The sequence below is a fragment of the Brevundimonas sp. UBA6550 genome (genome assembly GCF_002434505.1).
Classification (GTDB): domain Bacteria; phylum Pseudomonadota; class Alphaproteobacteria; order Caulobacterales; family Caulobacteraceae; genus Brevundimonas.
Genome location: NZ_DJKE01000004.1, coordinates 14820 through 40040 on the forward strand (window position 1 = coordinate 14820; position 25221 = coordinate 40040).

A 25221-nucleotide genomic window follows, 5' to 3' on the forward strand; every position below is an offset into this window, starting at 1 on the left:
CAGGCCTAGCCGCGCGCGGGACGCAGACCCTCGGCCGAGGCCTGCTGCAGCGCCGGACGCTTCTGGCCGCCCGAGGCGATGATGCGGTCGATGCGGCTCTTTTCCGCGCGGAAGGCGGCCAGGTCGGCGCCGGCCAGTTCGGTGCCTTCCTGGGTGCGCACGCCGGCCGGATTGATCCGCTGGCCGTTGCGCCACAGTTCATAGTGCAGGTGCGGGCCGGTCGACGCGCCGGTGGAGCCGACATAGGCCACGATCTGGCCCTGGCTGACCCGCTGGCCGGCGCGAATGCCCGAGCCATAGCGCGACAGGTGGCCGTAGCCGCTTTCCAGCCCGTTGTTGTGGCGGATGCGCAGCCAGTTGCCGTAACCGCCCCAGCGGCGCGCCTCCACCACCACGCCGTCGGCGGGGGCCACGACCGGCGTGCCCGTGCCGGCCGCGAAGTCGATGCCCTGGTGCATCTTCTTGTAGCCCGAGATCGGGTGGGTGCGGAAACCGAAGTTGGAACTGACCCGGCGGAAGCTCTGCAGCGGGGTGCGCATCATGGCCGAGCGCAGGTTCTTGCCGTTGGCGTCGAAGAACTGGGGCTCCTTGGCGCCCGCCGGCTTGAACCGATAGAAGGTCACGCCGCGCAGTTCGGCGTACATCAGGTCGCCCACGTTCACCGTGCGGCCGGCCTCGGTCACGTCGCGGTCGAACACCATGGTGAATTCGTCGGTGGCGCGGATGTCGCGCTGCATGTCGAACTTGGTGGCGAACAGGCGGCTGGCCGAGCGGACGATGGAGGCGGTGGCGCCCAGTTCGCGCGCGCTGGCCGACAGGCTGCGTTCCACGTCGCCCTTCAGCACCACGGTCTCGTGGGTGACCTTTTCCTCCAGCGAGCGCAGGCGAAGCGCGCCGTCGAAGCTGCGCGAGACGGTCAGCTGGCTGGCCGGGCCGGTGCGCATGGTCAGGCCGATCAGGCGGGCGTCGCCCCGGCCGTCGCGAGGGCGGGCGATGGCGGTCTCGAACTTCAGCCCGGCGCGCAGATCGGCCAGGTCGAAGGCGTTGGCCACGGTGGCGGCGACGGCGCTGGCTTCGGCGGGGGCGACCCCGGTGCGGCGCACGGCCTGTTCGAATGTTTCGCCGCGACGGATCTGGACGGGAACGGCTTCCGGCGCGGTCAGGCCGGCGGGGGCGTTGGCGGCGGCGAAGGCCCTGGCCTCCATGGCGGCCATCTGGGCCGAGCTCATGGCGGGAACTTCTTCGGCCTGCGCGGGTTGATAGGCTCTGCCGGCGATCATCGCCACCGAGATCGCAGCTGCGGCCGTAAGCGCATGCGGCGCCAAGCGCATAGGCTGGCGGCGTGGGTCGAACTGAGCCATCGGTCCCCGTCGTATTGCGACGCCCAGCGGCGCCAAAGCTTTACTCGTTCTCGAAGTCCGCGCCCATCGCCCGTGGCGCGAAAGGCGGTCGTATAGCGTGCTCGTCTCACTTTGGGAAGCAGACTGTTACAAAGGGTTAACGCGGCGCTTACCGTGTTCGGTTTTCCTGGCGGGCCCCAAGCGTGGCCGCGCCCCTTTCTCGCCCAGCTTGACGGCCATGGATCGGCGGCTTTCGACCAACGGTCGCGCTTTGACCTTGTGCTTGGGGTCAGGATGACGATGGTGGTCGCAACGCCGTTATCAAAAGCTGCCGATCGACCCGTTTGACCGACGCCACGACATCCTCCGCCGATCCGTCGCCCCATCCCGCGCCCAGGCGCGGTCCCGGGCCGCGTCGCCCGCGCCGGGTCGTGCGCGTCGCCGCGACCGTGGCGCTGATCCTGATCCTGCTGATCGGCGTGGCGGCGGCCCTGCTGTATCTGAACCGCCGGGCGGTGGCGCGCGACGTGCTGGTCGGCTGGCTGGACCAGCGCGGCATCCCCGCCGACGTCGAGTTCGAAAGGGTGGAACTGGACGGCTTCGTCGGCCGCATCCGCATCGGCGATCCCGACAATCCCGACGTGACGGTGGAGCGGGCCGAGGTCGATTACGCCGTCGCCCTGCCGTGGTCCAAGACCGGCCTGGGCGTCACCCCCAGCCGCATCCGTCTGGTCCGCCCGGTGGTCCGCGCCAGCTGGAAGGGCGGAAAGCTGTCCCTGGGGTCGCTGGACCCCTTGGTGAAGGAGTTCACCGGCGGTCCGCCCCGCCCGGATTCGCGCAGCCCCCTGGTCATCGTCGAGGGCGGGCGCGGGCGGCTGTCGACCGAATACGGGACGGTGGATCTGCTGGCCGACGCGCGGATCGACAACGGCAAGCTGATGCGTCTGGCCGCGCGCCTGCCGACCAGCGCCCTGAAGAGCGGGCAGGTGGAGGCGTCCGGTCTGGCCGCCGCCCTGGATCTGACCACCACCGGCGACCGCGTCGCCGTGCGGTTGAACGCGACCGCCGACCGGTTCCGCACCCCCGCCGCCGCCGGCCAGACGGCCGCCCTGGCCGTGACCGGCGACCTGCCCTATCCCGATCTGAAGACCCGACGCGGCGACGGGCGCGCGGTGCTGGACGCGCGTCTGACCGGCGATGTGCTGGGCGCGCCGTCCGCCCGGGCGCGCGGCGCCGATCTGAGCGCGCGGTTCCAGGGCCTCGTGTCCGGCTGGATCGAGACCTTCCGCCTGGAGGGCGCCGCCGATGCGCGCCTGAACGCCCGCGCGGTCGAGGGGGCGGACCTGGGCGCCGGCGCCGTTTCGGCGACGGTCTCCAAGGCGCGCGTCGAGATTTCCCGCGACGACGCCCTGCGCTGGAGCGTTCGGGCGCCGCTGACCCTGACCGCCGCCTCGGCCCGTTCGGGCCAGACCCAGGTGCGGAACCTGGCCCTGTCGTCCGGCGGCCTGACCCTGGGCGGCAAGGATGCGGCCTTCGAAGCGACCGGCCCCGTCACCGCCGCCTTCGACCGTTTCGGCTTCGGCGACCTGGCCCTGAAGCGCGGCCGCGCCGATCTGGACCTGGATGTCGTCAGCGACGGCGCCGTGCGCATCGACGCGCAAGGATCGCTGCGCGCCGCCGACGGCGCCTGGCCCCTGTTCGGCCCGGCCGCCCGCGACGACATCGTGGAGCTGGGCGAGATGAAGCGCGCCCTGTCCGCCTTCGCCCTGAACGCCCCGTCCGTGCGGTTCTCGACCGGCTCGGGCGGAACGTCGGTGCAGCTGCCGCGTCCCGTGACCCTGGCGCCGGCCAACGGCGGCGTGCTGACCATCGCCCAGGCGGGGCAGGGCGTCTATCAGGCCGAGCCGGGCCAACTGGGCGGCGGCGCCCTGACGCTGACGGCGACGCGCGGCAAGGGCCTGCCGGAACTGGCCGTCGCCGTGCCGGACTGGCGCCTGACCCAGGGCGGGTTCGAGGCGACGCTGGACGGCCGGGCGCGGCTGGACTTCGACCTGGCGCGCGGCGTCGACGCCCGCACGCGCGGCGTCCTGGCCCTGACCGACGGCCGCCTGACCTATGTGGCCAGCGACTGCGTGGACCTGACCGTGGAACGGCTGGAGATGGACGAGAACGACGTCCATCAGGTCGCGGGCCGGCTGTGTCCCGACGCCGGGCCCTTGCTGACGTCCAGAGACGGGGTCTGGCGCGTCTCGGCCGGTTTCGACCGGCTGTCGGCCCAGGCGCCCTTCCTGGGGATGCGGTTCGCCGACGCCGCCGGCCGTCTGACCGTGGACGGGGCCAGGTCCGGCGTCGGCCTGCGCGCCAGCGTCGCGGACGGGCGGGTGATCGACGCCGAGACGCCCGAACGGTTCGAACCGCTGGCCGCCAGCGGCGAGGTGGCCCTGGCCAACGAACGCTGGAGCGGCGCCTTCGACCTGAAGGGCACGGGCAAGGCCGCCGCCTATAGGCTGGGGCGGCTGACCCTGGCGCATGACGGACGCATCGGCGCGGGCGGCATCGTCATCTCCGCCCCGAACGTGGTCTTCGCCGAACACGGCCTGCAGCCCGCCATGCTCAGCCCCCTGGTCGCGGACTTCATCCAGTCGCCGGTTCAGGGCTCGGTCGGGTTCGAAGGGCGCTTCGACTGGACCAAGGACGCCGAGCCGACCTCCAGCGGGCGCCTGACCACGACCGGCCTGGATTTCGTCAGCCCGGCCGGCGCGGTGAAGGGGCTGAAGGGCGATGTCGCCTTCACCAGCCTGACGCCGCTGATCACGGCCCCGAACCAGCGTCTGACCGCCGACAGCCTGTCGGTCGGCGCCGAGGTCACGGCCCTGGACCTGACCTTCTCCATCGACCAGGCGGGCATCGTCATCGACGGCGCCCGGATCGTCGCCGGGGGCGGGTCCATCTCGATCGAGCCCCTGACCATCCCGCTGGACGCGACCCAGGCCTACAGCGGCGTGATCGTGCTGGACCGGGTGCAGCTTGGCGACCTGATCGCCGACACCGGCTTCGACGACAAGGTTCTGCTGGACGCCGTGGTCTCGGGCCGGCTGCCCTTCATCATGGACCCCAAGCGCGGCCTGAAGATCACGGCCGGCAAGCTGGAGGCCGTTCAGCCCGGCCGCCTGTCGATCAAGCGCGAGGTGCTGACCGATGTCGCGGCCAGCGGCGGCGGCGAGGAGGTGTCGGAAAACATGGTCGAGGACCTGGCCTATCAGGCCATGGAGAACCTGTCCTTCGACCAGCTCAGCGCCGATGTGAACAGCCTGGACGGCGGCCGGATCGCGGTCCTGTTCCACATTCGCGGCCGTCACGATCCGCCCCAACGCCAGGAACTGCGCCTGACCCTGTCCGAACTGATCAGCCGCAGCTTCCTGAACCGCAAACTGCCCCTGCCGTCCAACACCCAGATCGACCTGACGCTGGACACGACCCTGAACGCCAACCAGCTGATCTCGGACCTGATGGCGGTCAATCGCGCCCGCCAGGGCCAGCAGGAGGGCCAGCAGCAGGCCCAGCCCGACGCGCCCGCGCCCGTCCCTGCGGGTCGGCCATGATCGTCGTGCGGGATCGTCGCCATTCAGCGCGCGTTCACCCCTCGGCGTGCTATTCAGCTTCATCAACCTTGGCCGAACCGGAGCCTATGTCATGATCAACAAGCGCCAGTTGGCGGGCCTTGGCTTTGGAGCCGTCGTCGTCGCCGTCTCGGCCTGCGCCCCCACCATCCGTCTGGAGGTCGCGCCGATCCAGATCTACGCCAAGCTGGACGCCGACGTGCGCGTCCGCCTGGACCAGGAGCTGCAGCAGCTGCTGCAGCAGAACCCCAACCTCTTCTGATCGCCGCTTTTTCTTGAAAGGACAGGCTGACATGACCTTCCGCAAAATCTTCGTCGTCGGCGCCGCCCTGGCCGCCCTCGGTTTCGCCAGCGCCGCCATCGCCCAGACCAGCGCCCAGAAGGCCCAGATCGACCAGGCCAAGGCCGCCGGCGTCGTGGGCGAACAGGCCGACGGCTATCTGGGCTTCCGCACCTCGACCTCGGACGCCGGCCTGCGCGCCGCCGTGGACGCCACCAACGCCGGCCGCCGCGCCGCCTACGCCCGCAGCGCGACCGACGCCGGCACCTCGGCCGACGTGGCCGGCGCCCGGATGTTCGAGGCCCAGCTGCTGCCGCGCATCTCGTCCGGCCAATGGTATCGCAACGCCCAGGGCCAGTGGGTCCAGCGCTAAAACCGAAAACCCGTCACCCTCGGGCTCGTCCCGAGGGGCCACGTCCGGTTCGGTTATTCCCTTCGTCCGCTCATCCCGGCGAAAGCCGGGACGGGCGGAGAAGAGCGAGAGGGTGGGGCGCACATAGCCGCCGCAGCTCCAGCCATCCTATTTGACGAAAGAGACAGCCGCCTTGTCAGACAGTTGGGCCGCCGGATCGTCATCTTTCCCGCCGCACCGTCAGGCCGGGTTATAATCCCCGCCCGGTCTTTGACATCGCCATCCGCACGACTTGGACTCTTGGACTCGTTGGACTGTTTTTTTCGGAGTCCAACTTTCCGGGTGAAACTGCACCCTCTTGCACCTGAGCAATTCAGGTCTGGAAATTATCCAGCAAAAGCAATGCGCTGTCGTGAGATTGCACCCATTGCACTCTCTTTTTTAAAGGGTGCGATCTCACCGTCGTCGCCGGATCAGGCCGCCGCCGGACGTCCCGCCAGCGCGGGCGCCAGCAGCCCCTCGGTCAGGGCGCGCACCACCGGCACGGCCACCGCATCGCCCATCAGCTTCAGCGCCGCGCTTTCGCTGGCCGGCAGGCGATAGGCGTCCGACACTCCCATCAGCCGCGCCGCCTCGCGTCCCGTCAGGCGTCGCACCCTGACCCGGCCGTGGTCGCACACCACGACATATTGCCGCGACGATCCGCCCGCCGGCGTCCGCAGGCACCCCGCCAACCCGTCGAAGCGGATCTCCAGCCGCTGAACCTTGCGGCCGTCCTCCATGCGAACCCGGCGATAGGCGGCGCCGACCGTGCGCCGGCCCGACGCCAGGGCCGCCGCGATCCGCGCCCGGTGCAGGGGTGCGGCCAGCGCCAGAATCGCCTCGGCATCGTCCAGCCAGGCGACCGCCGCGTCCGGCTCCAGCACGGCGGCCAGATCCAGGTTGCGCCGGGGCGGCTGGGGCAGGGACCACCAGGCCCAGGCCGCTCTGACCGCCTCGGGCAGGCGGGCGTGGGCGGCGACCAGACGGGCCGAATGGAACGGGGCGACAGGCCCTGACGCGCGCGGCGCCTCGCCCTTGACCGCCACCACGAACAGGCGCGGCCGCGACTGGGGCAGCCAGTGGGCCGCGTCCATCTCCAGCGCCCCGACCGTATAGCCCCCCTCGACCATGGCCGCGCAGACGGCGGCGAAGTCCCGACCCTGGCCGGACGTCAACAGGCCGATCACATTCTCCAGCACCACGACGCGGGCCCCGCGCCCCTCGGCCGCCAACCCCTGCATCAGCCGCCAGAACCCCCAGAAGGCGCCGGACCGTCCCGCCTCCAGCCCGCCGCGCGCGCCCGCCAGGCTGACGTCCTGACAGGGCGAGGAGGCCCAGGCCAGGTCCGGCCGTCCGGGCAGGTCATCGACCGTCAGGCCCCAGACGTCGCCCTGCCGGAACGGCGTCCCCGGATGGTTGGCCGTGAAGGCCCTCGCCTTGGCCGGGTCCATGTCGTTGGCGAAGATCGTGTCGAACCCGCCCATCCCCAGGCCGGCCAGGCCGCCCCCGGCGAAGAACTCATATGCGGTCGGGCGAATCGACATGGCGGCACCATAACCCAGCGGCGCCCCTTGACCGAGGCCGTCCGGCTGCTCACCTGCGGCCTTGCTCCCAACCGTTGGTCGTTCGTCGAGGAGACCGCCATGCGCCCCATCCCGCTCGCCCTCGCCCTATCCGCCGTCCTTGGCGGCCTGACCCTGGCGGGCTGCTACGACCGCGACGACGCCAGGCCCAAGGCCGCGCCAGAACCTCAGGCCGCCGCCGTCCTGGCCGGGGTGGACCTGGGCAAGCCGGTCCGCGCCCTGGGCACGGAGCCCTTCTGGGGGGGGGAGATCACCCCCGACGCCCTGATCTACACCCGCGTCGATCAACCCACCCAGCGCGCCCCCAATCGCGGCGCGACGGTCCAGGGGACGGTGGCGACCTTCGCCAGTTCGACCGATCTGAACCAGGCGCTGAACGTCACCCTGATCGCCACCGAATGTTCGGACGGGATGAGCGACCGCACCTATCCGCTGACCGCGCGGGTCGAGATCGGCGCCGACACCCTGACCGGCTGCGCGGCCCCGGCCTCTGTCATCGCCGCGCAGGGCGGCGCGGTCGGTTAGACCGGCCCCGCTACGGCGGTCTTCAACCAGGCCCTGACCGCGCTCACGCCTTCGGTCGCCATGGCCCCGGGCGTCGCGACGATATGATAGACTTCGCCTGGCAGGATCGGCCCGAACGGGTTGACCAACAGTCCGGCCTCGAGTTCGGGCCGCGCCAGTTCCAGCGACCCGATCGCCGCGCCATAACCCGCGATCGCCGCCTGAAGCGCATGGCTGTCATCGGTGAAACGCGCACCCTTCCCGACCGCAAGCTCCGTCATCCCCGCCATCCTGGCCCACCGCTCCCAGTCTGGATCGTCGCCGCGTCGCCGCCAGTCGATGTGCAGCAGGGGCGTCGACAGAAGGTCCCGGGGATGTGACAGGCCCAGCCTGGGATCGCACAACACGCCGAAACGCTCGGCGAACAAGGGCTCGGCGACCAAGGCGTCGAAGGGTCCCGACGCATAGCGCACCGCGATGTCCGCCTTGCCCGACGCCAGATCGACCACGTCGTCGCTGGCGTGCAGCTTTAGGTCCAGATCCGGGTTGGCGCGCCCAAAGGCGTCCAGGACGGGCAGAAGCCGCCGCGCCGTGAACAGGGTCGTCGCCGTCAGTGTGACCGAGCGACGTCGGGCTTCAGGGCGGATGGTCTCCACGGCCCGTTCGAAGGCGTCCAGTCCGTCACGCAGCGTCGGATACAGGCTCAGCCCGGCTTCCGTCAGGGTCACCCCTCGCACCCGCCGCACGAACAGGGGCTGCGACAGGGTGTCCTCCAACAGTCGGATCTGATGGCTGACAGCGGTTGGGGTGACCGAAAGCTCTTCGGCCGCGCGCTGAAAGCTCAGATGCCGCGCCGCCGCCTCGAAGGCCCGCAGCGCACCCAAGGGCGGGAGTTTTCGACGTCTGATCATGGATGAGCTGAAGTTGTCCATCGGGTGAGGAGTCCGCATTAGTCGCCGGCCGCAGCGAGAGTTAGCAAGATCACATCTCCAATCGACCTGATCGCGATTACGCCATGCAAAACCCTGTGTCCGGCTCTCTGCGCCTTCTTCACATCGACGCCAGCGCCCGCCTGGGGGAATCCGGCCGCGATCCGCACGGCTCCCACACCCGTCGATTGGGTCGGCGCCTGACGGAACGTTGGTCCGCCGCTCGCCCGCACGATATCGTGTCTCATCTGGACGTGGGGCGAAAGCCGCCGCGCCCGGTCGACGCGGCCTGGATCGCCGCCGCCTTCTGTCCGCCTGAGCGGCGCACTCTCGAGCAAAGGGCGGTTTTGGCCGAAAGCGACGCCCTGACGGCCGCCGTGCTCGCCGCCGATCTGATCGTGATTGGCGCGCCCATGTACAACTTCGGCCTGCCCGCGCCGCTCAAGGCCTGGATCGACAACGTCGTGCGGGTCGGCCTGACCTTTGGGTTCGACCGGTCGCGAGCCGGCGAGCCCTATTGGCCCCTGTTGGCGCCGGGCAAGCGCCTGATCATCCTGACGGCGCGCGGCGATTACGGCTATGACGCCGACGGTCGGCTCGCCTCCATGAACCTGGTCGAGGCTGGGCTGAAGACGCCGCTGGCCTATATAGGCATGCACGACAGCGACACCGTCGCCATCGAATACGACGAATTCGCGGACGAGCGCTTGGCGCGGTCCATCGCCGCCGCCGAGACCGCCGTCGACAGGCTGGTTGACCGGTTGGCGTCGTCGATGGCCGGCGGGTGACCCTTCACCACCAGTCGGCGTCGCGCAGCATCCGGGCGTAGCGGCGGCTGACCGGGGCCGACAGGCCGCCGTCCAGCGTCAGGGTGGCCCGGCCGTCGCCGCGCTCCACCCCGCGCACCGCGTCCCTGGCCACCCACCAGCTGCGGTGCGTCTGGGCGCCCTCCAGCCCCTCCAGCTCCTCCACCGCGTCCGACAGCCGCATCAGGATCAGGTCCGATCCCCGGTCGGTGTGGATGCGCAGATAGTGGTCCTCGGCCTGGACCGCGCGGATCGTCGCCCCCTTCAGCCGCAACGGCAGTCGATCCAGGAACCGGGCGGGACGCGCCGGTTCGCTGGTCGGCGGGGCATGGGTCTGCACCGGATGGGCGCGCCCCAGAAAGACGTTCAGCGTCGTCACCGCCGCCGTCACGATCAGAACCGGCAGGACCAGTTGCGGCAGGGCGGCCAGCGGATACAGGCGCTGGGCGAAAAACAGTCCCGTCGCCGCCCAGACCAGCACGCTCAAGGGGCCGGTGATGACCGCCGTCATCACCGCGATGTTCAGCCAGGGCCGCTCGTCCATGTCCAGGAACCGGCTGACCAGCCCCCCGCACAGGTGGCCCCACAGGCCGCCCGTCACCATCACCAGCACCCAATAGGCCAGGCGCGGCCCGAACGGCGCGCCCGAGGTGCCGAACGCTCCGGTCACGGCCAGAAAGGCGCCGCCCGCCACCGCGACGATCAGCCCCCTGACGAAGGTGCGGCGACGGTCTGCGGCGGCGGATGGCATGGCGGGCGGGCGGCTTTCGCAAACGACGGTCGATGGCGCCTTGAGACCATGATTTCCCGTCGGACGAAAGCGGCGGGACGAAAGCGGGTGGGCGTTGGCGCAAGCGCCGTGGCCGTTGGCGAAAGCCGGGATGCGGCCCGTCGCCCGGCCTGACAGGACGGCGGAAAGACAAGGACCGCCGCCATGACCCGCCTGACCCGTTTCGTCCCCTCCGCCCTGGCCCTCATGCTTTTGGGCGTGCCGCTGGTCGGCTATCTGGTCCGCGACGGCGGTCGGCTGATGGGGCAGGGGGGCTGGGGCCTTCACGCCCCGCGCTGGCCGCTATTCCTCGCCGCCCCCAGCGCGATCCAGATCCACGTGGCGGCCGCCCTGACCGCCCTGGCCATCGGCGTCGTGCTTCTGGCGGGCGTAAAGGGCGACCGGCTGCACCGGACGCTGGGCTGGCTGTGGGTCCTGGCCATGGCGACGACGGCGGTCAGCTCCTTCTTCATCCACCAGATCAATCCGGGCGGGCCGGCCGGGCTGTCGCTGATCCATCTGCTCAGCGGCTGGACCGTGGTCGGCCTGCCGATGGCCGTCTATGCCGCGCGGCGCCATCGGGTGGCGGATCACAGGCGCGCCATGACCGGCATGTTCGTCGGCGGCCTGATCGTGGCGGGTCTTCTGACCTTTCTGCCCGGCCGGCTGATGTGGGCGATCTTCTTCGGCCCGGCCTGACGGATCAGCCCTTTTCGACCGACATCCCCGCCACGGCGCGGAAGCCGGCGGCGGCGAACCGGACCATATAGTCGCCCGCCGTCTCCAGATCGCCCGACCGCGCCCGCCCGTTCGACAGCCGGTCCAGCCGCCCCGTCTCGCCCAGCGTCAGGGTCAGGGCGCCCGACAGATTGTGATAGCCCCAGTACAGATCGACCTGACTGGCGCCCGGCAGCACCCGCGCGATCAGCTCGATCAGCCGATGGATGGCCGGGTCGAAATACCGCGCCATGGTCTCGCCGCCGAAGCTGGGGTTGGCGTTGGTCTGGGCCACCAGGGCGGCGTAGTGTTTCCATCCCGGCCCGCCCTTCAGCGACCATTCGAACGGCGGCCGCAGGAAGGCTTCCAGCAGGCCCTCCAGCGTCATCGCCTCGCCCGCGCCGTCGGCGTATCGGTCGATGGCGGCGACCCGGTCGGCGTTCCACACCTCGGCCCGGCGCAGGAAGACCGCGTCGAACAGGTCGCGCTTGGCCCCGAAATAGTAGTGGACGAGGGCGGTATCCACGCCCGCTTCGCGCGCCACCTCGCGGATGGTGACGCCGTAGAAGCCGTGTTTGGAAAACAGGTCCTCGGCCGCGTCCAGGATCAGGTCGCGCGTCTCGCCCGCCGCCTGGGCCTTGGCCTTGGGCGGGCGGCCGCGTCTGGCCGGCGCCGCGCCCGCCGCCTTGCGACGCGCGGCGGCGACGGGGCGGGGGACGGGCAGGGCGGCGTCGGTCTTGCTCATCCGCAAAGGCTAGGCGCGCCCCGGCGACGGCGCAACGACCATGGTGCAACGGCGCCACGCTCGACCGCGCAGATGACGTGACGTCAGCACGGCGTTTGACAGCCGGGCGAAACCGGGTCAGTTTCCATGAAAATCATTGAACGCTGAATAAAAGCGTCCACGGGCTGGAAACGACAAAAGGGGTTGAGATCATGAACCGTCATGTGAAGTGCGCGCTGCTGGCCGGCGCGGCGTGGGGCGTGCTTGCCGGGGCCTCGGTCGCCCAGGACGCCGAAACGGCCGCCCAAGCGGCCAACGCCAATCAGGACACGGCGACCGTGGACGACATCGTCGTCACCGCGCGCCGCCGCGACGAACAGTTGAAGGACGTGCCGATCGCGGTGTCGGCTCTCAGCGCCGAACGTCTGGAACAGACGGGCGCGGTCAACATCACCGCGCTTCAGCAGCAGACGCCCAACGCCACGGTCCAGATCGCGCGGGGCTCCAACTCGACCCTGATCAGCTTCATCCGCGGCGTGGGCCAGCAGGATCCGCTGTGGGGCTTCGAGCCCGGCGTGGGTCTCTATGTCGACGACGTCTATGTGGCGCGTCCGCAGGGCGCGGTGCTGGATATCTTCGACATCTCGCGCATCGAGGTGCTGCGGGGGCCGCAGGGCACCCTGTATGGCCGCAACACCATCGGCGGCGCGATCAAATATGTCACCAAACGTCTGGGGAACGACCCCAGCCTGACCGCCCGCGCCGAGGTCGGCGCCTATAACGAGCACAACTTCCTGCTGTCGGGCTCGGTCCCGGTCGGTCAGACCTTCGCCATCGGCGGGGCGGTCGCCACCTATCAGCACGACGGTTACGGCAAGAACCTGAACACCGGCCAGGATCAGTACGACAAGGACGTCACCGCCTATCGCGCCAGCGCCGAGTGGACGCCGAACGACAACCTGTTCTTCCGCCTGGCCTGGGACAGGGTCGAGGATGACTCCAGCCCCCGGCACGGTCACCGCGAGGTCACCTCGTCCGATGGCCTGTGGCGCGCGCCGGCCGGCAAATACGACACCTATGCCGGCATCACCGGCGAGCAGAAGGTCGTGACCGAGGGTGTGGCCCTGACCGGAGAATACCGCGTCAACGACAGGCTGACGCTGAAGTCGATCACCGCCTATCGCTCGGGCGACACGGCGACGATCATCGACTTCGACCAGACGCCGAACCCGACCCTGGACGTGCCGGCCATCTATGCCGACCACCAGTTCACCCAGGAATTCCAGGCCCTGTTCACCGGCGAGCGCTGGTCCGGCGTGGCCGGCGTCTATTATCTGGACGGAACCTCGTCGGGCGTATTCGACACCATCGCCGGCAATTTGGGCCTGTCGATCGCGGCGGCCGGTTCGGTGGACACCAAGTCCTTCTCGATCTTCGGCGACTTCAGCTACGATCTGACGGACCGCCTGCACCTGTCGCTGGGCGGCCGCTACACCCGCGACGACAAGGACGCCTCGGTTCTGCGCCAGTTCTATCTGGGCGCGACCCGCAGCCCGCTGACCGGCGGCACGCCGCGCGCGGTCTTGGCGACCCGCACCAACTATACGGCGTCCGACACCTTCGAGAAGTTCACGCCCCGCGCCAGCCTTTCGTATGATTTCTCCGAGCAGATGACGGGCTACGCCTCGATCAGCCAGGGCTTCAAGTCGGGCGGCTGGGACATGCGCGGCGACGCCGCCCTGGTGCCCCAGACGGTCAATGGCTACCAACCCGAGATGGTCACGACCTATGAGGTCGGCCTGAAGGGGTCGGCCTTCGACCGGCGCATGAACTTCGCCTCGGCCATCTTCTATTCCGACTACAAGGACCAGCAGATCACGACCCAGCAGGTGGCCACGCCGCCCGCCGTCGGCATCGCCTCGGTGGTCGACAACGCCGGCGCCTCGACCATCTACGGGTTCGAACTGGAAGGCTCGGCCTTCCTGACCAGCGACATCACCGCCAACTTCTCGCTGGGCTATCTGAAGAACGAGTTCGACGAGTTCATCACGCTGGTCACGGGCGCGCCGGTCGATATCTCGGATCAGCGCAAGCCGCAGAACTCGCCGGAATGGTCGGCCTATTACGGCATGACCTGGCGCGGCGACGTCCTGGGCGGCGAGATCCGCGTCACCCCGTCGCTGTCCTATCGCTCGGACTATCATCTGTTCGATGCGCCCGATCCGATCCTGGACCAGAAGGGCTATGTCCTGGCCGACGCCAGCGTGGTCTGGACCGCGCCCAGCAAGCGTTGGGAAGTGGGTCTGTTCGGCCGCAACCTGACCGACGTCCGCTACAAGGTCGGCGGCTACAGCTTCCCGGGCGCGACCTACAACAACTCGATCAGCGCCTTCTACGGCCCGCCGACCACCTATTCGGCGCGCTTGACCTATCGGTTCTGATCCCGACCGCAGACGCCTGACGACGAGGGGCGGCGGTTTGCGGGCCGCCGCCCCTTTGCTTTGCAGGGGGCGGAGTTATCGCTAGGCTCGCCTCAACGAACAAGAAGATGCCCAGGGAAACGCCGATGACGACGGATACGCTGACGGTCCAGGACAAGGCCGGCCAGGACGAGGCGCGGCCTGAGCGGCCCGGCTACCGCTACTATGTGCTGGCGGTCCTGATCCTGATCTACATGCTGAACTTCCTGGATCGCCAGATCATCGGCATCCTGGCCGCGCCGCTGAAGGCCGAATTCGGCATGTCCGACAGCCAGTTCGGCCTGTTGGGCGGCATCGCCTTCGCCTCGGTCTATTCGACCCTGGCCATTCCCCTGGCCTGGCTGGCGGATCGGTTCAGCCGGGTGTGGATCATGACGGGCGCCCTGGCCGTCTGGTCGGGCTTCACCGCCCTGTGCGGCATGGCGGGCTCGTTCGGCCAGCTGTTCCTGTGCCGGATGGGCGTCGGTATCGGCGAGGCGGGCGGAGTGGCCCCGGCCTATTCGCTGATCGCCGACTTTTTCCCGCCGCATCAGCGGGCGCGGGCCATGGCAGCCTTCGCCTTCGGCATTCCGCTGGGCATGGCGGCGGGCACCCTGGTCGGCGGGCTGCTGGCGGCGACCTATGGCTGGCGAACGGCCTTCATTGTCGTCGGCCTGCTGGGTGTGCTGGTCGCGCCGCTGCTGCGCCTGACGGTGCGCGATCCCAGGCGCGGCGGGACGGATGCGATCAAGACCCCGGCCCAGGTCGCGGCCCTGGCCGCCGCGCCGGTCGGCACGGACCGGGCCGGCAGGATCGCCGCCCAGATCATGCTGGGTCTCGGCGCCGGCCTGCTGATCCTGGCCGCCCTGAACTGGCTGATGGGGATGTCGCTGGGCAATCCGCTGGTGCTGGCCTTTGGCGGCCTGCTGGCCGTGGTGATCGGCGTCTCGCTGATGATCGCGCGGCGCACGGCTTCGCTGGTGATCAGGAAACCCAGCTTCTGGCTGCTGGCCCTGGGCGCGGCCTCGTCGTCGGTGTGCGGCTACGGCGTCGCCGGCTGGTTGCCTCTGTTCTTCATGCGCAGCTTCGACCTGACCCTGCGCCAGACCAGCGTCTACTATTCCGGCATCGCCCTGATCGGCGGCATCCTGGGCATCTGGCTGGGCGGGATGATCGCCGACAAGCTGTCCAAAAAAGGCAAGGGCGCCTATCCGCTGACGCCCGCCGTGGCCTTCCTGATCTCGGCGCCCTGTTTCATCCTGGCGATGAACTCGCCGTGGCTGATCGGCCTGGTTCTGCCCGGCGGCGGCAGCCATGCTCAGCAGCTGACCCTGGCCTTCTTCATCTTCCTGCTGCCGACGGGTCTGAACCTGGCATGGCTGGGTCCGATCACGGCGGCGGTCCAGCATCTGGTGCCGGCGGCCATGCGTTCGACGGCCTCGGCTCTGTTCCTGCTGCTGAACAACCTGCTGGGGATCGCGGTCGGCTTCTACTATTTCGGCTGGATGAGCGACCTTCTGGCGCCGCGCTTCGGCGAGGAGAGCCTGCGCTGGGCCATCTACACCGGCATGGGCTTCTATGTGCTGGCCGCGATCCTGCTGATCGGGGCGTCGCGCACCCTCAAGAAGGACTGGGTCGACTAAAGGGGGCCTGTGGACGGTTGCACCTGCGAAGGGGTGGGGCCTATAAGCCCCGCAACTCTCCCAGCAGCGGTTGCGACGGTCCCCCATGAACATTCACGAATATCAGGCCAAGCAGGTCCTCAAAGGCTTCGGCGCACCCGTAGCCGAAGGCGTCGCGGTGACGTCGGTCGATCAGGTCGAGGCGGCCGCCAAGTCGCTGCCCGGCCCGCTCTATGTCGTGAAGTCGCAAATCCACGCCGGCGGCCGCGGCAAGGGCAAGTTCAAGGAACTGCCGGCCGACGCCAAGGGCGGCGTTCGCCTGGCCTTCTCGGTCGAGGAAGCCGTCGCTCACGCCAAGGAAATGCTGGGCAACACCCTGGTCACCGCCCAGACGGGCGACGCCGGCAAGCAGGTCAACCGCCTCTATATCGAGGACGGCGCCGACATCGAGCGTGAACTGTACTGCTCGCTGCTGGTCGACCGCGCCTATGGCCGTATCGCCTTCGTCGTCTCGACCGAAGGCGGCATGGACATCGAAACCGTCGCCCACGACACGCCCGAGAAGATCCAGAACATCGTGATCGACCCGAGCGCGGGCGTGACCGACGCCGACGTCGCCGCCATCACCGCCGCCTATGGGCTGACGGGCGCCGCCGCCGAAGACGCCAAGTCGCTGTTCCCCGCCCTGTATAAGGCCTTCGTCGAGAAGGACATGGACATGCTGGAGGTGAACCCCCTGATCGTCATGAAGAACGGCCATCTGCGCGTCCTGGACGCCAAGGTCAGCTTCGACGGCAACGCCCTGTTCCGCCACGACGACATCAAGGCCCTGCGCGACGAAACCGAGGAAGACGCCAAGGAAATCGAGGCGTCCAAGTGGGACCTGGCCTATGTCTCGCTGGACGGCAACATCGGCTGCATGGTCAACGGCGCGGGCCTCGCCATGGCGACGATGGACATCATCAAGCTGTACGGCAAGGAGCCGGCCAACTTCTGCGACGTCGGCGGCGGCGCCGGCAAGGAGAAGGTCGCGGCGGCCTTCAAGATCATCACCGCCGACCCGAACGTCCAGGGCATTCTGGTCAACATCTTCGGCGGCATCATGAAATGCGACGTCATCGCTGAGGGCGTGGTCGCGGCCGTGAAGGAAGTGGGCCTGAAGGTGCCGCTGGTCGTGCGTCTGGAAGGCACCAACGCCGAACTGGGCAAGAAAATCCTGAACGAATCGGGCCTGACCATCAAGGCCGCCGACGATCTGGACGACGCCGCCCAGAAGATCGTCGCGGCGGTCGGCTGACCCTCCGATAACTGGCGGTCGGGGCCAAGGGGACGATGACACGGTTCGACGTCGTCGCCATGGCCCTGGCCCCGGAACGGCATATCGGCGTCTTCGTCGATCATTACCGGGCCAGGGGCGCCCAGCGTGTGCGGGTCTATTTCGACGGACCCGCCTCCGCCGCCCCCCAGCCGAACGCCGTCGGCCTGTCCGACGATGAACTGACCCTGTGCGACGACGCCTTCTGGGGCGCGCGCGGTGGTCGCCCCGTCTCGGTCGAGGCCCGCCAGCGCATCGTCTACGCCGACGCCTATCGCGATCTGCAGGCCGACTGGCTGGTGGTCGTGGATATCGACGAACTGATCTTCGGGCCGGTCGATCTGGCCGCCGCGCTTCAGGCCGTGCCCGCCGGGCGCGACCTGGCGATCTTTCCCACCGTCGAGGCGGTGTGGCGCGCGGGCGACGACCTGAACCGCGAATACGGCGCCGTTCTGGCGCGCAAGTCCTACAGCGGGCCGGGCTGGTCCGAGCTTGGCCATCTGCTTTATCCGGGCGCGGGCGCCTTCTTCGTGCGCGGCCTGCTGGGTCACCACATGGGCAAATATGCGGTGCGGCGCGGCCTGGACTGCACCACGCCTTGCATCCACGAAGCCAAGCGGAACGAGGTTCCTTTGAAGGCCGCGCGACCCCGCGACCCGCGCACGGGCCGGCCGGTGCGTCTGTTGCACTATGACGCCATCGGCCTGGACGCCTGGCGGGCCAAGTGGGATCGCCGCCTGGCCGTAGGCGACACGGTCGAGATCGGACGCCGCCGCCGCCGCCAGCAGGCGACCTATGCCGCCGCACGCGAGATCGGCGCAGAGCGCGCCCTGTTCGCCAGGCTCTACAGCCTGAACCGCGTGCAGGAAGCGATCCTGCGCCGGCTGGGGCTGCTGCTGGACATCGCGCCCGCTCTAAGGTCGGCGCGGGACTGACTTGCCTGCAAAGGCTCCACGGCCTATGTGCTCCACATAACCCGTGTAAGCCCATGACCCGCAACATCACCCTCGCCATCGACGACGCCCTGCTCGACAAGGTGCGGGTGCTCGCCGCCATGAAGCGGACCAGCGTCAACGAGATGGTGCGCGGCTTTCTGACCCGGCTGGTGGAGGAAGAGGCGGAATACGACGAGGCGACCGAGGCCCTGTTGAAACTGGCGCGTGAGAGCCAGGGGCGGATGGGCGACTGGCGTCCCACGCGCGAAGAAACCTACAGCGGCGAGCCTCGTTTTGATCGCTGGCGCTGAAGTCTTTCTAGACACCAATATTCTGATCTATGCCGCGCTCGGTTCTGTCGATGAACCGGCGAAGTACGAACGTGCGCTCGAGTTGCTGACCACGCGCTTCGGCACCTCCGGGCAGGTGCTGGCCGAGTTCTATGTGAACGCTCAGCGCAGGGGCAGTCGCCCGCTGACGTCCGAGGAGGCCCAGGAATGGGTGTCTCGGCTGTCGAAAAAACCGTTCCAGCCGGTCGACTACAGGGTCGTCCGCAAGGGCATCGACAACGCCCGCCGCTACCAAATCTCCTATTGGGACGGCGCGATCATCGCCGCCGCCGAGCGTCTCGGCGCCAAGGTGCTTTATTCCGAAGATCTCAGTCACGGCCAGACCTATGGGTCGGTGCGTGTCGAAAACCCCTTCCTTCCCGCCTAACCCAACCAGCGAGACCTCATGTCCATCCTCGTCGACAAGAACACCAAGATCATCGTCCAGGGCCTGACCGGCAAGACCGGCGGCTTCCACACCGAACAGGCCCTGGCCTATCACGGCACCCAGATGGTCGCCGGCGTGCACCCGACCAAGGGCGGCACGAACTGGACCGGCTCGCACGGCGAAACCCTGCCGATCTACGCCTCGGTCGCCGAAGCCAAGGACGCCACGGGCGCAGACGCCTCGGTCATCTATGTGCCGCCGTCGGGCGCGGCGGCCGCCATCATCGAAGCCATCGACGCCGAAATCCCCTTCATCACCTGCATCACCGAAGGCATTCCGGTGATGGACATGGTCAAGGTCAAGCGCCGCCTGGAAGGCTCCAAATCGCGCCTCCTGGGCCCGAACTGCCCGGGCATCCTGACGCCGGACGAGTGCAAGATCGGCATCATGCCGGGCAACATCTTCAAGAAGGGCTCGGTCGGCATCGTGTCGCGTTCGGGCACCCTGACCTATGAGGCCGTGTTCCAGACCACCAACGAAGGCCTGGGCCAGACCACGGCCGTCGGCATCGGCGGCGACCCGGTCAAGGGCACCGAGTTCATCGACGTGCTGGAGCTGTTCCTGGCCGACGAAGAGACGACCTCGATCATCATGATCGGCGAAATCGGCGGCGGCGCGGAAGAAGACGCCGCCCAGTTCCTGATCGACGAGGCCAAGAAGGGCCGCAAGAAGCCGATGGCCGGTTTCATCGCGGGCCGTACGGCGCCCAAGGGCCGCACCATGGGCCACGCCGGCGCCGTCGTCTCGGGCGGCAAGGGCGATGCGGAATCCAAGATCGCGGCGATGGAAGCCGCCGGCATCCGCATGTCGGAATCGCCGGCCCGCCTGGGCAAGACCCTGGTGGACGTGCTGAAGGGCTGATGCTCTCTGCTTGATCGCGTTTCGGCATCAAAAATGCCGTGTGACTCATCAAAGGACGCCCTCGGCTCAGGCCGGGGGCGTTTTTTCTTGGGCCTGCGACCAATTTCCTACCAAAATGCCCCGTTTCGGTCATGACCCATAAGGAAACGACGCCTATATGACGGGCGCGCCCCTCACGGAGATGTGTCCGTCGGGGCCCAGGGATTGCGAAACGATGGCGGACGATGCCGGTCGGCTGAACCAGGTCTTTGCCGAGACCTCCTTCCTCTACGGGTCCAATGCGGCCTATATCGAGGAACTTCACGAGAAATGGGCCAATGATCCCGGCTCGGTCTCGGCGGAGTGGAAGGCCTTCTTCGACCAGCTTCGCGACAACGCCGCCAGCGTGAAGGCCTCGGCCGAGGCCGGCGCCTGGGGCCGTGACGTCGCAACGGAGCCCAGCGAAGCGACCGCCGTCTTCGACGGCCGCTGGCCGGCCCCCAAGCCCGATCCCAAGAAGCCCGGCGCCGCCGCTGCGCCCGCCGCCGGCAAGCCGGCCGCGCCCGCCGAGGTTTCGGCCGACGCCATCCGCGCCGCCGCCCACGATTCCATCCGCGCCCTGATGCTGATCCGCAGCTATCGCGTGCGGGGGCACCTGCAGGCCAAGCTGGACCCGCTGGGCATCGAACAGCCGGTCGAGAACCCCGAGCTGACCCCTGAATTCTACGGTTTCACCGGCGCCGACCTGGACCGTCCGATCTTCTTGGACGGCGTCCTGGGCCTGCAGACCGGCACGATCCGAGAAGTCCTGGACATCCTGAAGCGCACCTATTGCGGCACGGTCGGCATCCAGTTCATGCACATCGCCGAGCCGGAAGAGAAGTCCTGGCTGCAGCAGCGGTTCGAGGGCGCCGACAAGTTCGAGCAGAACGCCTTCTCCAAGGAAGGCAAGCTGGCCATCCTGTCCAAGCTGGTCGAGGCGGAAGGCTTCGAACGCTTCCTGCACAAGCGCTTCCCCGGCACCAAGCGGTTCGGCCTGGACGGCGGCGAGGCCATGGTCCCGGCGCTGGAGCAGGTCATCAAGCGCGGCGGTTCGTTAGGCGTCGACGAGGTCGTGCTGGGCATGGCCCACCGCGGCCGCCTGAACGTGCTCGCCGCCGTGATGGGCAAGCCCTACAAGGTCATCTTCCACGAGTTCCAGGGCGGCTCGGCCGTGCCCAGCGACATCGAGGGTTCGGGCGACGTCAAATACCACATGGGCGCCTCGTCGAACCGCGAGTTCGACGGCAACCACGTCCACCTGTCGCTGACCGCCAACCCGTCCCACCTGGAGATCGTCAATCCGGTCGTGCTGGGCAAGGCGCGCGCCAAACAGGCGTTCGACATCCGCGAGGCCAACGAGGGCGTGCCGGAAGGCCAGTGGGCGCTGGACCGTTCCAAGGTCGTGCCGCTGCTGATCCACGGCGACGCCGCCTTCGCCGGCCAGGGCGTGGTCGCGGAGTGCTTCGCCCTGATGGGGCTGAAGGGTTACCGCACCGGCGGCACGCTGCATTTCGTCATCAACAACCAGATCGGCTTCACCACCAGCCCGCGCAACTCGCGCTCGTCGCCCTATCCGTCGGACGTGGCCCTGATGGTCCAGGCGCCGATCTTCCACGTGAACGGCGACGATCCCGAGGCGGTCGTCTTCGCCTCCAAGGTGGCCACCGAATACCGCCAGAAGTTCCACAAGGACGTGGTGGTGGACATGTTCTGCTACCGCCGCTTCGGCCACAACGAAGGTGACGACCCCACCTTCACCCAGCCGCTGATGTATTCGAAGATCCGCGCCCAGCCCTCGACGCGCGAACTGTATTCGCAGCGTCTGGTCGCCGAAGGCGTGATCACCCAGGCCGAGGTGGACGCCGAGGTCGAGCGGTTCGAGAAATTCCTCGACGAACAGTTCGAGGCGGGCAAGACCTGGACCGCCGAGAAGGCCGACTGGCTGGACGGCCAGTGGCAGGGCTTCCAGGCGCCCAAGGACGAGCTGCGCGGCGACACCGCCGTGCCGCTGGCCAAGCTGACCGACCTGGGTCACCGCCTGACCACCATTCCCAACAGCGTCGACATGCACAAGACGCTGAAGCGCGTCATAGACGGCCGCCGCGAAGCCATCGCCTCGGGCCAGGGTCTGGACTGGGCCACGGCCGAGAGCCTGGCCTTCGCCTCGCTGGTCGACGAAGGCTTCCCGATCCGCCTGTCGGGTCAGGATTCGGTGCGCGGCACCTTCTCGCAGCGTCACTCGGGCATCATCGATCAGACGACCGAAGAGCGCTACATCCCGCTGAACAACCTGCGCGAAGGCCAGGCTAACTTCGAGGTGATCGACTCGGCCCTGTCCGAAGAGGCGGTGCTGGGCTTCGAGTACGGCTACTCGCTGGCCGACCCCAATACGCTGGTCATGTGGGAGGCCCAGTTCGGCGACTTCGTGAACGGCGCCCAGGTGGTGATCGACCAGTTCATCAGCTCCGGCGAACGCAAGTGGCTGCGCATGAGCGGCCTGACCATGCTGCTGCCGCACGGCTATGAAGGCCAGGGACCCGAACACTCCTCGGCCCGTCTGGAGCGCTTCCTGCAACAGTGCGCCGAAGACAATATGCAGGTCGCCAACTGCACCACGCCAGCCAACTATTTCCACATCCTGCGTCGCCAGATGCACCGGCCGTTCAGGAAGCCGCTGATCCTGATGACGCCCAAGTCGCTGCTGCGTCACAAGAAGGCGGTCTCCTCCATGGCGGACCTGGCGGAGGGCTCGGCCTTCCACCGCGTGCTGCACGACGACGCCCAGACGCGGCCCGAGATCGCCGGCGTCACGATCAAGGCGGACAAGGACATCCGCCGCGTCATCCTCTGCTCGGGCAAGGTCTATTACGACCTCCTGGACGCGCGCGAGAAGAAGGCCAAGGACGGCCAGGCCGTGGACGACGTCTACATCCTGCGTCTGGAGCAGTTCTATCCGTGGCCGATCCAGTCCCTGCGCAAGGAACTGGCCCGCTTCCCGAAGGCCGAGGTCGTCTGGTGCCAGGAAGAGCCCAAGAACATGGGCGGCTGGACCTTCGTCGATCCGTGGCTGGAGCTGACGCTGGACAAGCTGAACGTCGCCTCCAAGCGCGCCCGCTACGTCGGCCGTCCCGGCTCCGCCTCGACGGCGGCGGGCCTGATGAGCCGACACCTGAAGGAACTGGAAGCCTTCACCACCGAAGCCTTCGCCTGATACACATACAAAAGACCGACCTAGAGACGAGCTGGACCTGACATGGCCGACATCCTGACCCCCGCCCTCGGTGAATCCGTCACCGAAGCCACCATCGCCAAATGGACCAAGAAGGTCGGAGATGCGGTCAAGAAGGACGAACTGCTGGTCGAGCTGGAAACCGACAAGGTCTCGCTGGAAGTCGTCTCGCCCGCCGACGGCGTGCTGGGCGACATCAAGGCGGCCGAGGGCGACAACGTCGTGCCCGGCACGGTCCTGGGGTCGGTGACGGAAGGCGCGTCCGCTGCTGCGGCTCCGGCCGCCGCGCCGGCAAAGGCCGCCAAGGCTGACACCAAGGCGGCGCCGGCCGCCGCCGCTCCGGCCGCCGCCGCGATCGACATCACCGTGCCGGTCATGGGCGAAAGTGTCGCCGAAGGCTCGATGGGCAAGTGGGTCAAGAAGAACGGCGATGCGGTCAAGAAGGACGAACTGCTGGTCGAGATCGAGACCGACAAGGTCGCGGTCGAGGTTTCAGCGCCCGCTGACGGCGTTCTGAGCATCGCCGCCGACGAAGGCGCGACCGTCACCCCGGGCCAGAAGATCGGCTCCATCTCGGGTTCGGGCGCCGCCTCGGCTCCGGCCGCTTCCGCTCCGGTCACAGCGGCTGCTCCGGCCAACACCGGCTCGGCCCAAGTCTCTGGCCAGGCTTCGGGCGCCAAGAACGAAACCCTGTCGCCCGCCGTCCAGCGCGTGGTCGGCGAAAACAATCTGGATCCCAAAGCCATCGCCGCCACGGGTCCGAAGGGCAACATCACCAAGGCCGACGCCATCGCCGCCATCGGCCAGGCCTCGGCTCCGGCCCCCGCCGCCGCCGCAGCGCCGGCCGCCCCGCGCGCCGACCAGCCGCGCGAAGAGCGGGTCAAGATGACGCGCCTGCGTCAGACCATCGCCCGTCGCCTGAAGGAATCCCAGAACACGGCCGCCCAGCTGACCACCTTCAACGAGGTGGACATGACCAACGTCATGGCCCTGCGCGCCCAGTACAAGGAAGTGTTCGAAAAGCGCCACGGCGTGAAGCTGGGCTTCATGTCCTTCTTCACCAAGGCGGTGGTCGCGGCCCTGCACGAAATCCCGGCCGTCAACGCCGAGATCGACGGCACGGACATCATCTACAAGAACCACTACGACATCGGCGTCGCCGTCGGCACCGACAAGGGTCTGGTGGTTCCGGTCCTGCGCGACGCTGACACCCTGTCGCTGGCCGGCATCGAAAAGGGCATCGGCGCCCTGGGCAAGGCCGCCCGTGACGGCGCCCTGACCATGGATCAGATGCAGGGCGGCACCTTCACCATCACCAATGGCGGCACCTACGGCTCGCTGATGTCCACGCCGATCCTGAACGCGCCGCAGTCGGGCATCCTGGGGATGCACAACATCGTCCAGCGCCCGATGGCCATCAACGGCGAGGTCAAGATCCGCCCGATGATGTATCTGGCCCTCAGCTACGATCACCGCATCGTGGACGGCAAGGAGGCGGTGACCTTCCTGGTTCGCATCAAGGAACTGCTGGAAGATCCGCAACGGGCCCTTTTGGACCTGTAAGACACGAAGGGGCGGCCGGTTCGGTCGCCCCTTTTTCGTTCGCGCAAGGGGCCTCGCCGATGCTGACGCTGCACACCACTCCCGGCTCCTGCAGCCGCGCCAGCCATATCGCGCTGGAGGAGGCGGGGCTGGATTACCAGGCCCGCTTTGTCGATTTCGCCAAGGCGGACCAGCGTCAGCCCGACTTTCTGGCCATCAATCCCAAGGAGCGCGTGCCCGCCCTGGTCACCGATCGCGGCGTCCTGACCGAGGGCCCAGCCATACTGGCCTATGTCGCGGGCCTGGCGCCCCAGGCGCGGCTGGCGCCGACCGACCCGTTCGATTTCGCGCGGATGCAGGCGTTCAACCTCTATCTGGCGTCCACCATCCACGTCGCTCACGCCCATGGCCGTCGCGCCGCCCGCTGGAGCGACGATCCCGCCGCCCAGGCCAGCATGGCCGCCAAGGTGAGCGAGAACATGCGCACAGGCTTTGACCTGATCGAGGCGGACCTGACGGGCGACTGGGTGATGGGCGACGCCTATTCGGTCGCCGATCCCTATCTGTTCGTCTTCTCGGGCTGGCTGGCCGGCGACGGCGTCGACATCACTCAATTTCCGAGAGTGGCGGACCATTTCGAACGGATGTCCCGGCGGCCCGCCGTCCAGCGCGTCCTGGCCTGGGAGGCCGCGCGGGCGGGCTGAGAGACCAACGGTTGTGTCTTGAATGCGTCGGTTTGCCCGTATCAACCATCCGGCATGAATTATCGGATTTCGGACCGCCGGATTTCATGG

The 25221-nt window shown here is 68.4% G+C and carries 21 protein-coding genes; 16 read left to right on the forward strand and 5 right to left on the reverse strand.

Going from position 1 to position 25221, the window contains the following annotated elements; translation table 11 throughout:
• Positions 1–5 precede the first annotated feature (5 nt).
• Positions 6–1229 (reverse strand): M23 family metallopeptidase, encoded by a 1224-nt coding sequence (locus B3Z70_RS03105; protein ID WP_292023635.1) that lies wholly within the window; start codon positions 1227–1229, stop codon positions 6–8.
• 455 nt (positions 1230–1684) lie between these two features.
• Between B3Z70_RS03105 and B3Z70_RS03110 the strand changes: the two genes are divergently transcribed.
• The 3 genes from B3Z70_RS03110 (at position 1685) to B3Z70_RS03120 (ending at position 5613) form a co-directional block, all read left to right on the forward strand.
• On the forward strand, positions 1685–4942 hold the full coding sequence (locus tag B3Z70_RS03110; protein WP_292044643.1) for an intermembrane phospholipid transport protein YdbH family protein: 3258 nt from the start codon (positions 1685–1687) through the stop codon (positions 4940–4942).
• A gap of 91 nt (positions 4943–5033) precedes the next feature.
• Positions 5034–5222, forward strand: coding sequence for a YnbE family lipoprotein (locus B3Z70_RS03115; RefSeq protein ID WP_248120021.1), 189 nt, complete (start codon positions 5034–5036; stop codon positions 5220–5222).
• Between the two features lie 31 nt (positions 5223–5253).
• On the forward strand, positions 5254–5613 hold the full coding sequence (locus tag B3Z70_RS03120; RefSeq protein WP_292044647.1) for a YdbL family protein: 360 nt from the start codon (positions 5254–5256) through the stop codon (positions 5611–5613).
• A 452-nt stretch (positions 5614–6065) separates the two neighbouring features.
• Here B3Z70_RS03120 and B3Z70_RS03125 read toward each other — a convergent pair whose 3' ends face one another.
• On the reverse strand, positions 6066–7178 hold the full coding sequence (locus B3Z70_RS03125; RefSeq protein WP_292044649.1) for a DNA cytosine methyltransferase: 1113 nt from the start codon (positions 7176–7178) through the stop codon (positions 6066–6068).
• A gap of 27 nt (positions 7179–7205) precedes the next feature.
• Here B3Z70_RS03125 and B3Z70_RS03130 point away from each other — a divergent pair, with 27 nt between their 5' ends.
• Positions 7206–7742, forward strand: coding sequence for a COG3650 family protein (locus tag B3Z70_RS03130; protein WP_292044650.1), 537 nt, complete (start codon positions 7206–7208; stop codon positions 7740–7742).
• On the opposite strand, the gene B3Z70_RS03135 is transcribed toward B3Z70_RS03130, so the two are convergent.
• Entirely contained in the window at positions 7739–8632 is an 894-nt protein-coding gene (locus tag B3Z70_RS03135; RefSeq protein ID WP_292023605.1) for a LysR substrate-binding domain-containing protein, read from the reverse strand. The genes B3Z70_RS03130 and B3Z70_RS03135 overlap by 4 nt on opposite strands.
• A 104-nt stretch (positions 8633–8736) precedes the next feature.
• On the opposite strand from B3Z70_RS03135, the gene B3Z70_RS03140 reads away from it, so the two are divergent.
• Positions 8737–9438, forward strand: a complete 702-nt coding sequence (locus B3Z70_RS03140; RefSeq protein WP_292023603.1) for an FMN-dependent NADH-azoreductase — start codon at positions 8737–8739, stop codon at positions 9436–9438.
• 4 nt (positions 9439–9442) lie between these two features.
• Here B3Z70_RS03140 and B3Z70_RS03145 read toward each other — a convergent pair whose 3' ends face one another.
• On the reverse strand, positions 9443–10207 hold the full coding sequence (locus B3Z70_RS03145) for a LytTR family DNA-binding domain-containing protein (RefSeq protein ID WP_292023601.1): 765 nt from the start codon (positions 10205–10207) through the stop codon (positions 9443–9445).
• A gap of 183 nt (positions 10208–10390) precedes the next feature.
• Here B3Z70_RS03145 and B3Z70_RS03150 point away from each other — a divergent pair, with 183 nt between their 5' ends.
• Positions 10391–10924 carry a DUF2306 domain-containing protein gene (locus B3Z70_RS03150; RefSeq protein ID WP_292023599.1) on the forward strand — a complete coding sequence of 178 codons (534 nt, stop codon included), beginning with the start codon at positions 10391–10393 and terminating at the stop codon, positions 10922–10924.
• 4 nt (positions 10925–10928) lie between these two features.
• Here the strand turns inward: B3Z70_RS03150 and B3Z70_RS03155 are convergent, their stop codons facing one another.
• The gene (locus B3Z70_RS03155; RefSeq protein WP_292044651.1) at positions 10929–11687 is read right to left on the reverse strand and encodes a TetR/AcrR family transcriptional regulator; all 759 of its coding nucleotides are present in this window, start codon (positions 11685–11687) and stop codon (positions 10929–10931) included.
• A 191-nt stretch (positions 11688–11878) separates the two neighbouring features.
• On the opposite strand from B3Z70_RS03155, the gene B3Z70_RS03160 reads away from it, so the two are divergent.
• The 10 genes from B3Z70_RS03160 (at position 11879) to B3Z70_RS03210 (ending at position 25131) form a co-directional block, all read left to right on the forward strand.
• Positions 11879–14107 carry a TonB-dependent receptor gene (locus B3Z70_RS03160; protein WP_292044653.1) on the forward strand — a complete coding sequence of 743 codons (2229 nt, stop codon included), beginning with the start codon at positions 11879–11881 and terminating at the stop codon, positions 14105–14107.
• Positions 14108–14232: 125 nt separating this feature from the next.
• Positions 14233–15768: a spinster family MFS transporter gene (locus B3Z70_RS03165; RefSeq protein WP_292022178.1), complete on the forward strand. Its 1536-nt coding sequence runs from the start codon at positions 14233–14235 to the stop codon at positions 15766–15768.
• 85 nt (positions 15769–15853) lie between these two features.
• Positions 15854–17044 carry an ADP-forming succinate--CoA ligase subunit beta gene (sucC, locus tag B3Z70_RS03170; RefSeq protein WP_292022180.1) on the forward strand — a complete coding sequence of 397 codons (1191 nt, stop codon included), beginning with the start codon at positions 15854–15856 and terminating at the stop codon, positions 17042–17044.
• 35 nt (positions 17045–17079) lie between these two features.
• Entirely contained in the window at positions 17080–17997 is a 918-nt protein-coding gene (locus B3Z70_RS03175) for a hypothetical protein (RefSeq protein ID WP_292022181.1), read from the forward strand.
• A gap of 53 nt (positions 17998–18050) precedes the next feature.
• The gene (locus B3Z70_RS03180; RefSeq protein ID WP_292022183.1) at positions 18051–18308 is read left to right on the forward strand and encodes a hypothetical protein; all 258 of its coding nucleotides are present in this window, start codon (positions 18051–18053) and stop codon (positions 18306–18308) included.
• Positions 18292–18714 carry a PIN domain-containing protein gene (locus tag B3Z70_RS03185; RefSeq protein ID WP_292022185.1) on the forward strand — a complete coding sequence of 141 codons (423 nt, stop codon included), beginning with the start codon at positions 18292–18294 and terminating at the stop codon, positions 18712–18714. Before B3Z70_RS03180 ends, B3Z70_RS03185 begins: the two co-directional genes overlap by 17 nt.
• A gap of 18 nt (positions 18715–18732) precedes the next feature.
• Positions 18733–19635, forward strand: coding sequence for a succinate--CoA ligase subunit alpha (gene sucD / locus B3Z70_RS03190; protein WP_292022187.1), 903 nt, complete (start codon positions 18733–18735; stop codon positions 19633–19635).
• Positions 19636–19849: 214 nt separating this feature from the next.
• On the forward strand, positions 19850–22867 hold the full coding sequence (locus B3Z70_RS03195; RefSeq protein WP_292044655.1) for a 2-oxoglutarate dehydrogenase E1 component: 3018 nt from the start codon (positions 19850–19852) through the stop codon (positions 22865–22867).
• Positions 22868–22909: 42 nt separating this feature from the next.
• A complete protein-coding gene (gene odhB, locus B3Z70_RS03205) occupies positions 22910–24448 on the forward strand; it encodes a 2-oxoglutarate dehydrogenase complex dihydrolipoyllysine-residue succinyltransferase (RefSeq protein WP_312083505.1) in 1539 nt (512 codons plus the stop codon).
• Positions 24449–24507: 59 nt separating this feature from the next.
• Complete coding sequence (locus tag B3Z70_RS03210) at positions 24508–25131, forward strand: glutathione S-transferase family protein (protein ID WP_292022629.1); 624 nt, start codon at positions 24508–24510, stop codon at positions 25129–25131.
• Positions 25132–25221 lie beyond the last annotated feature (90 nt).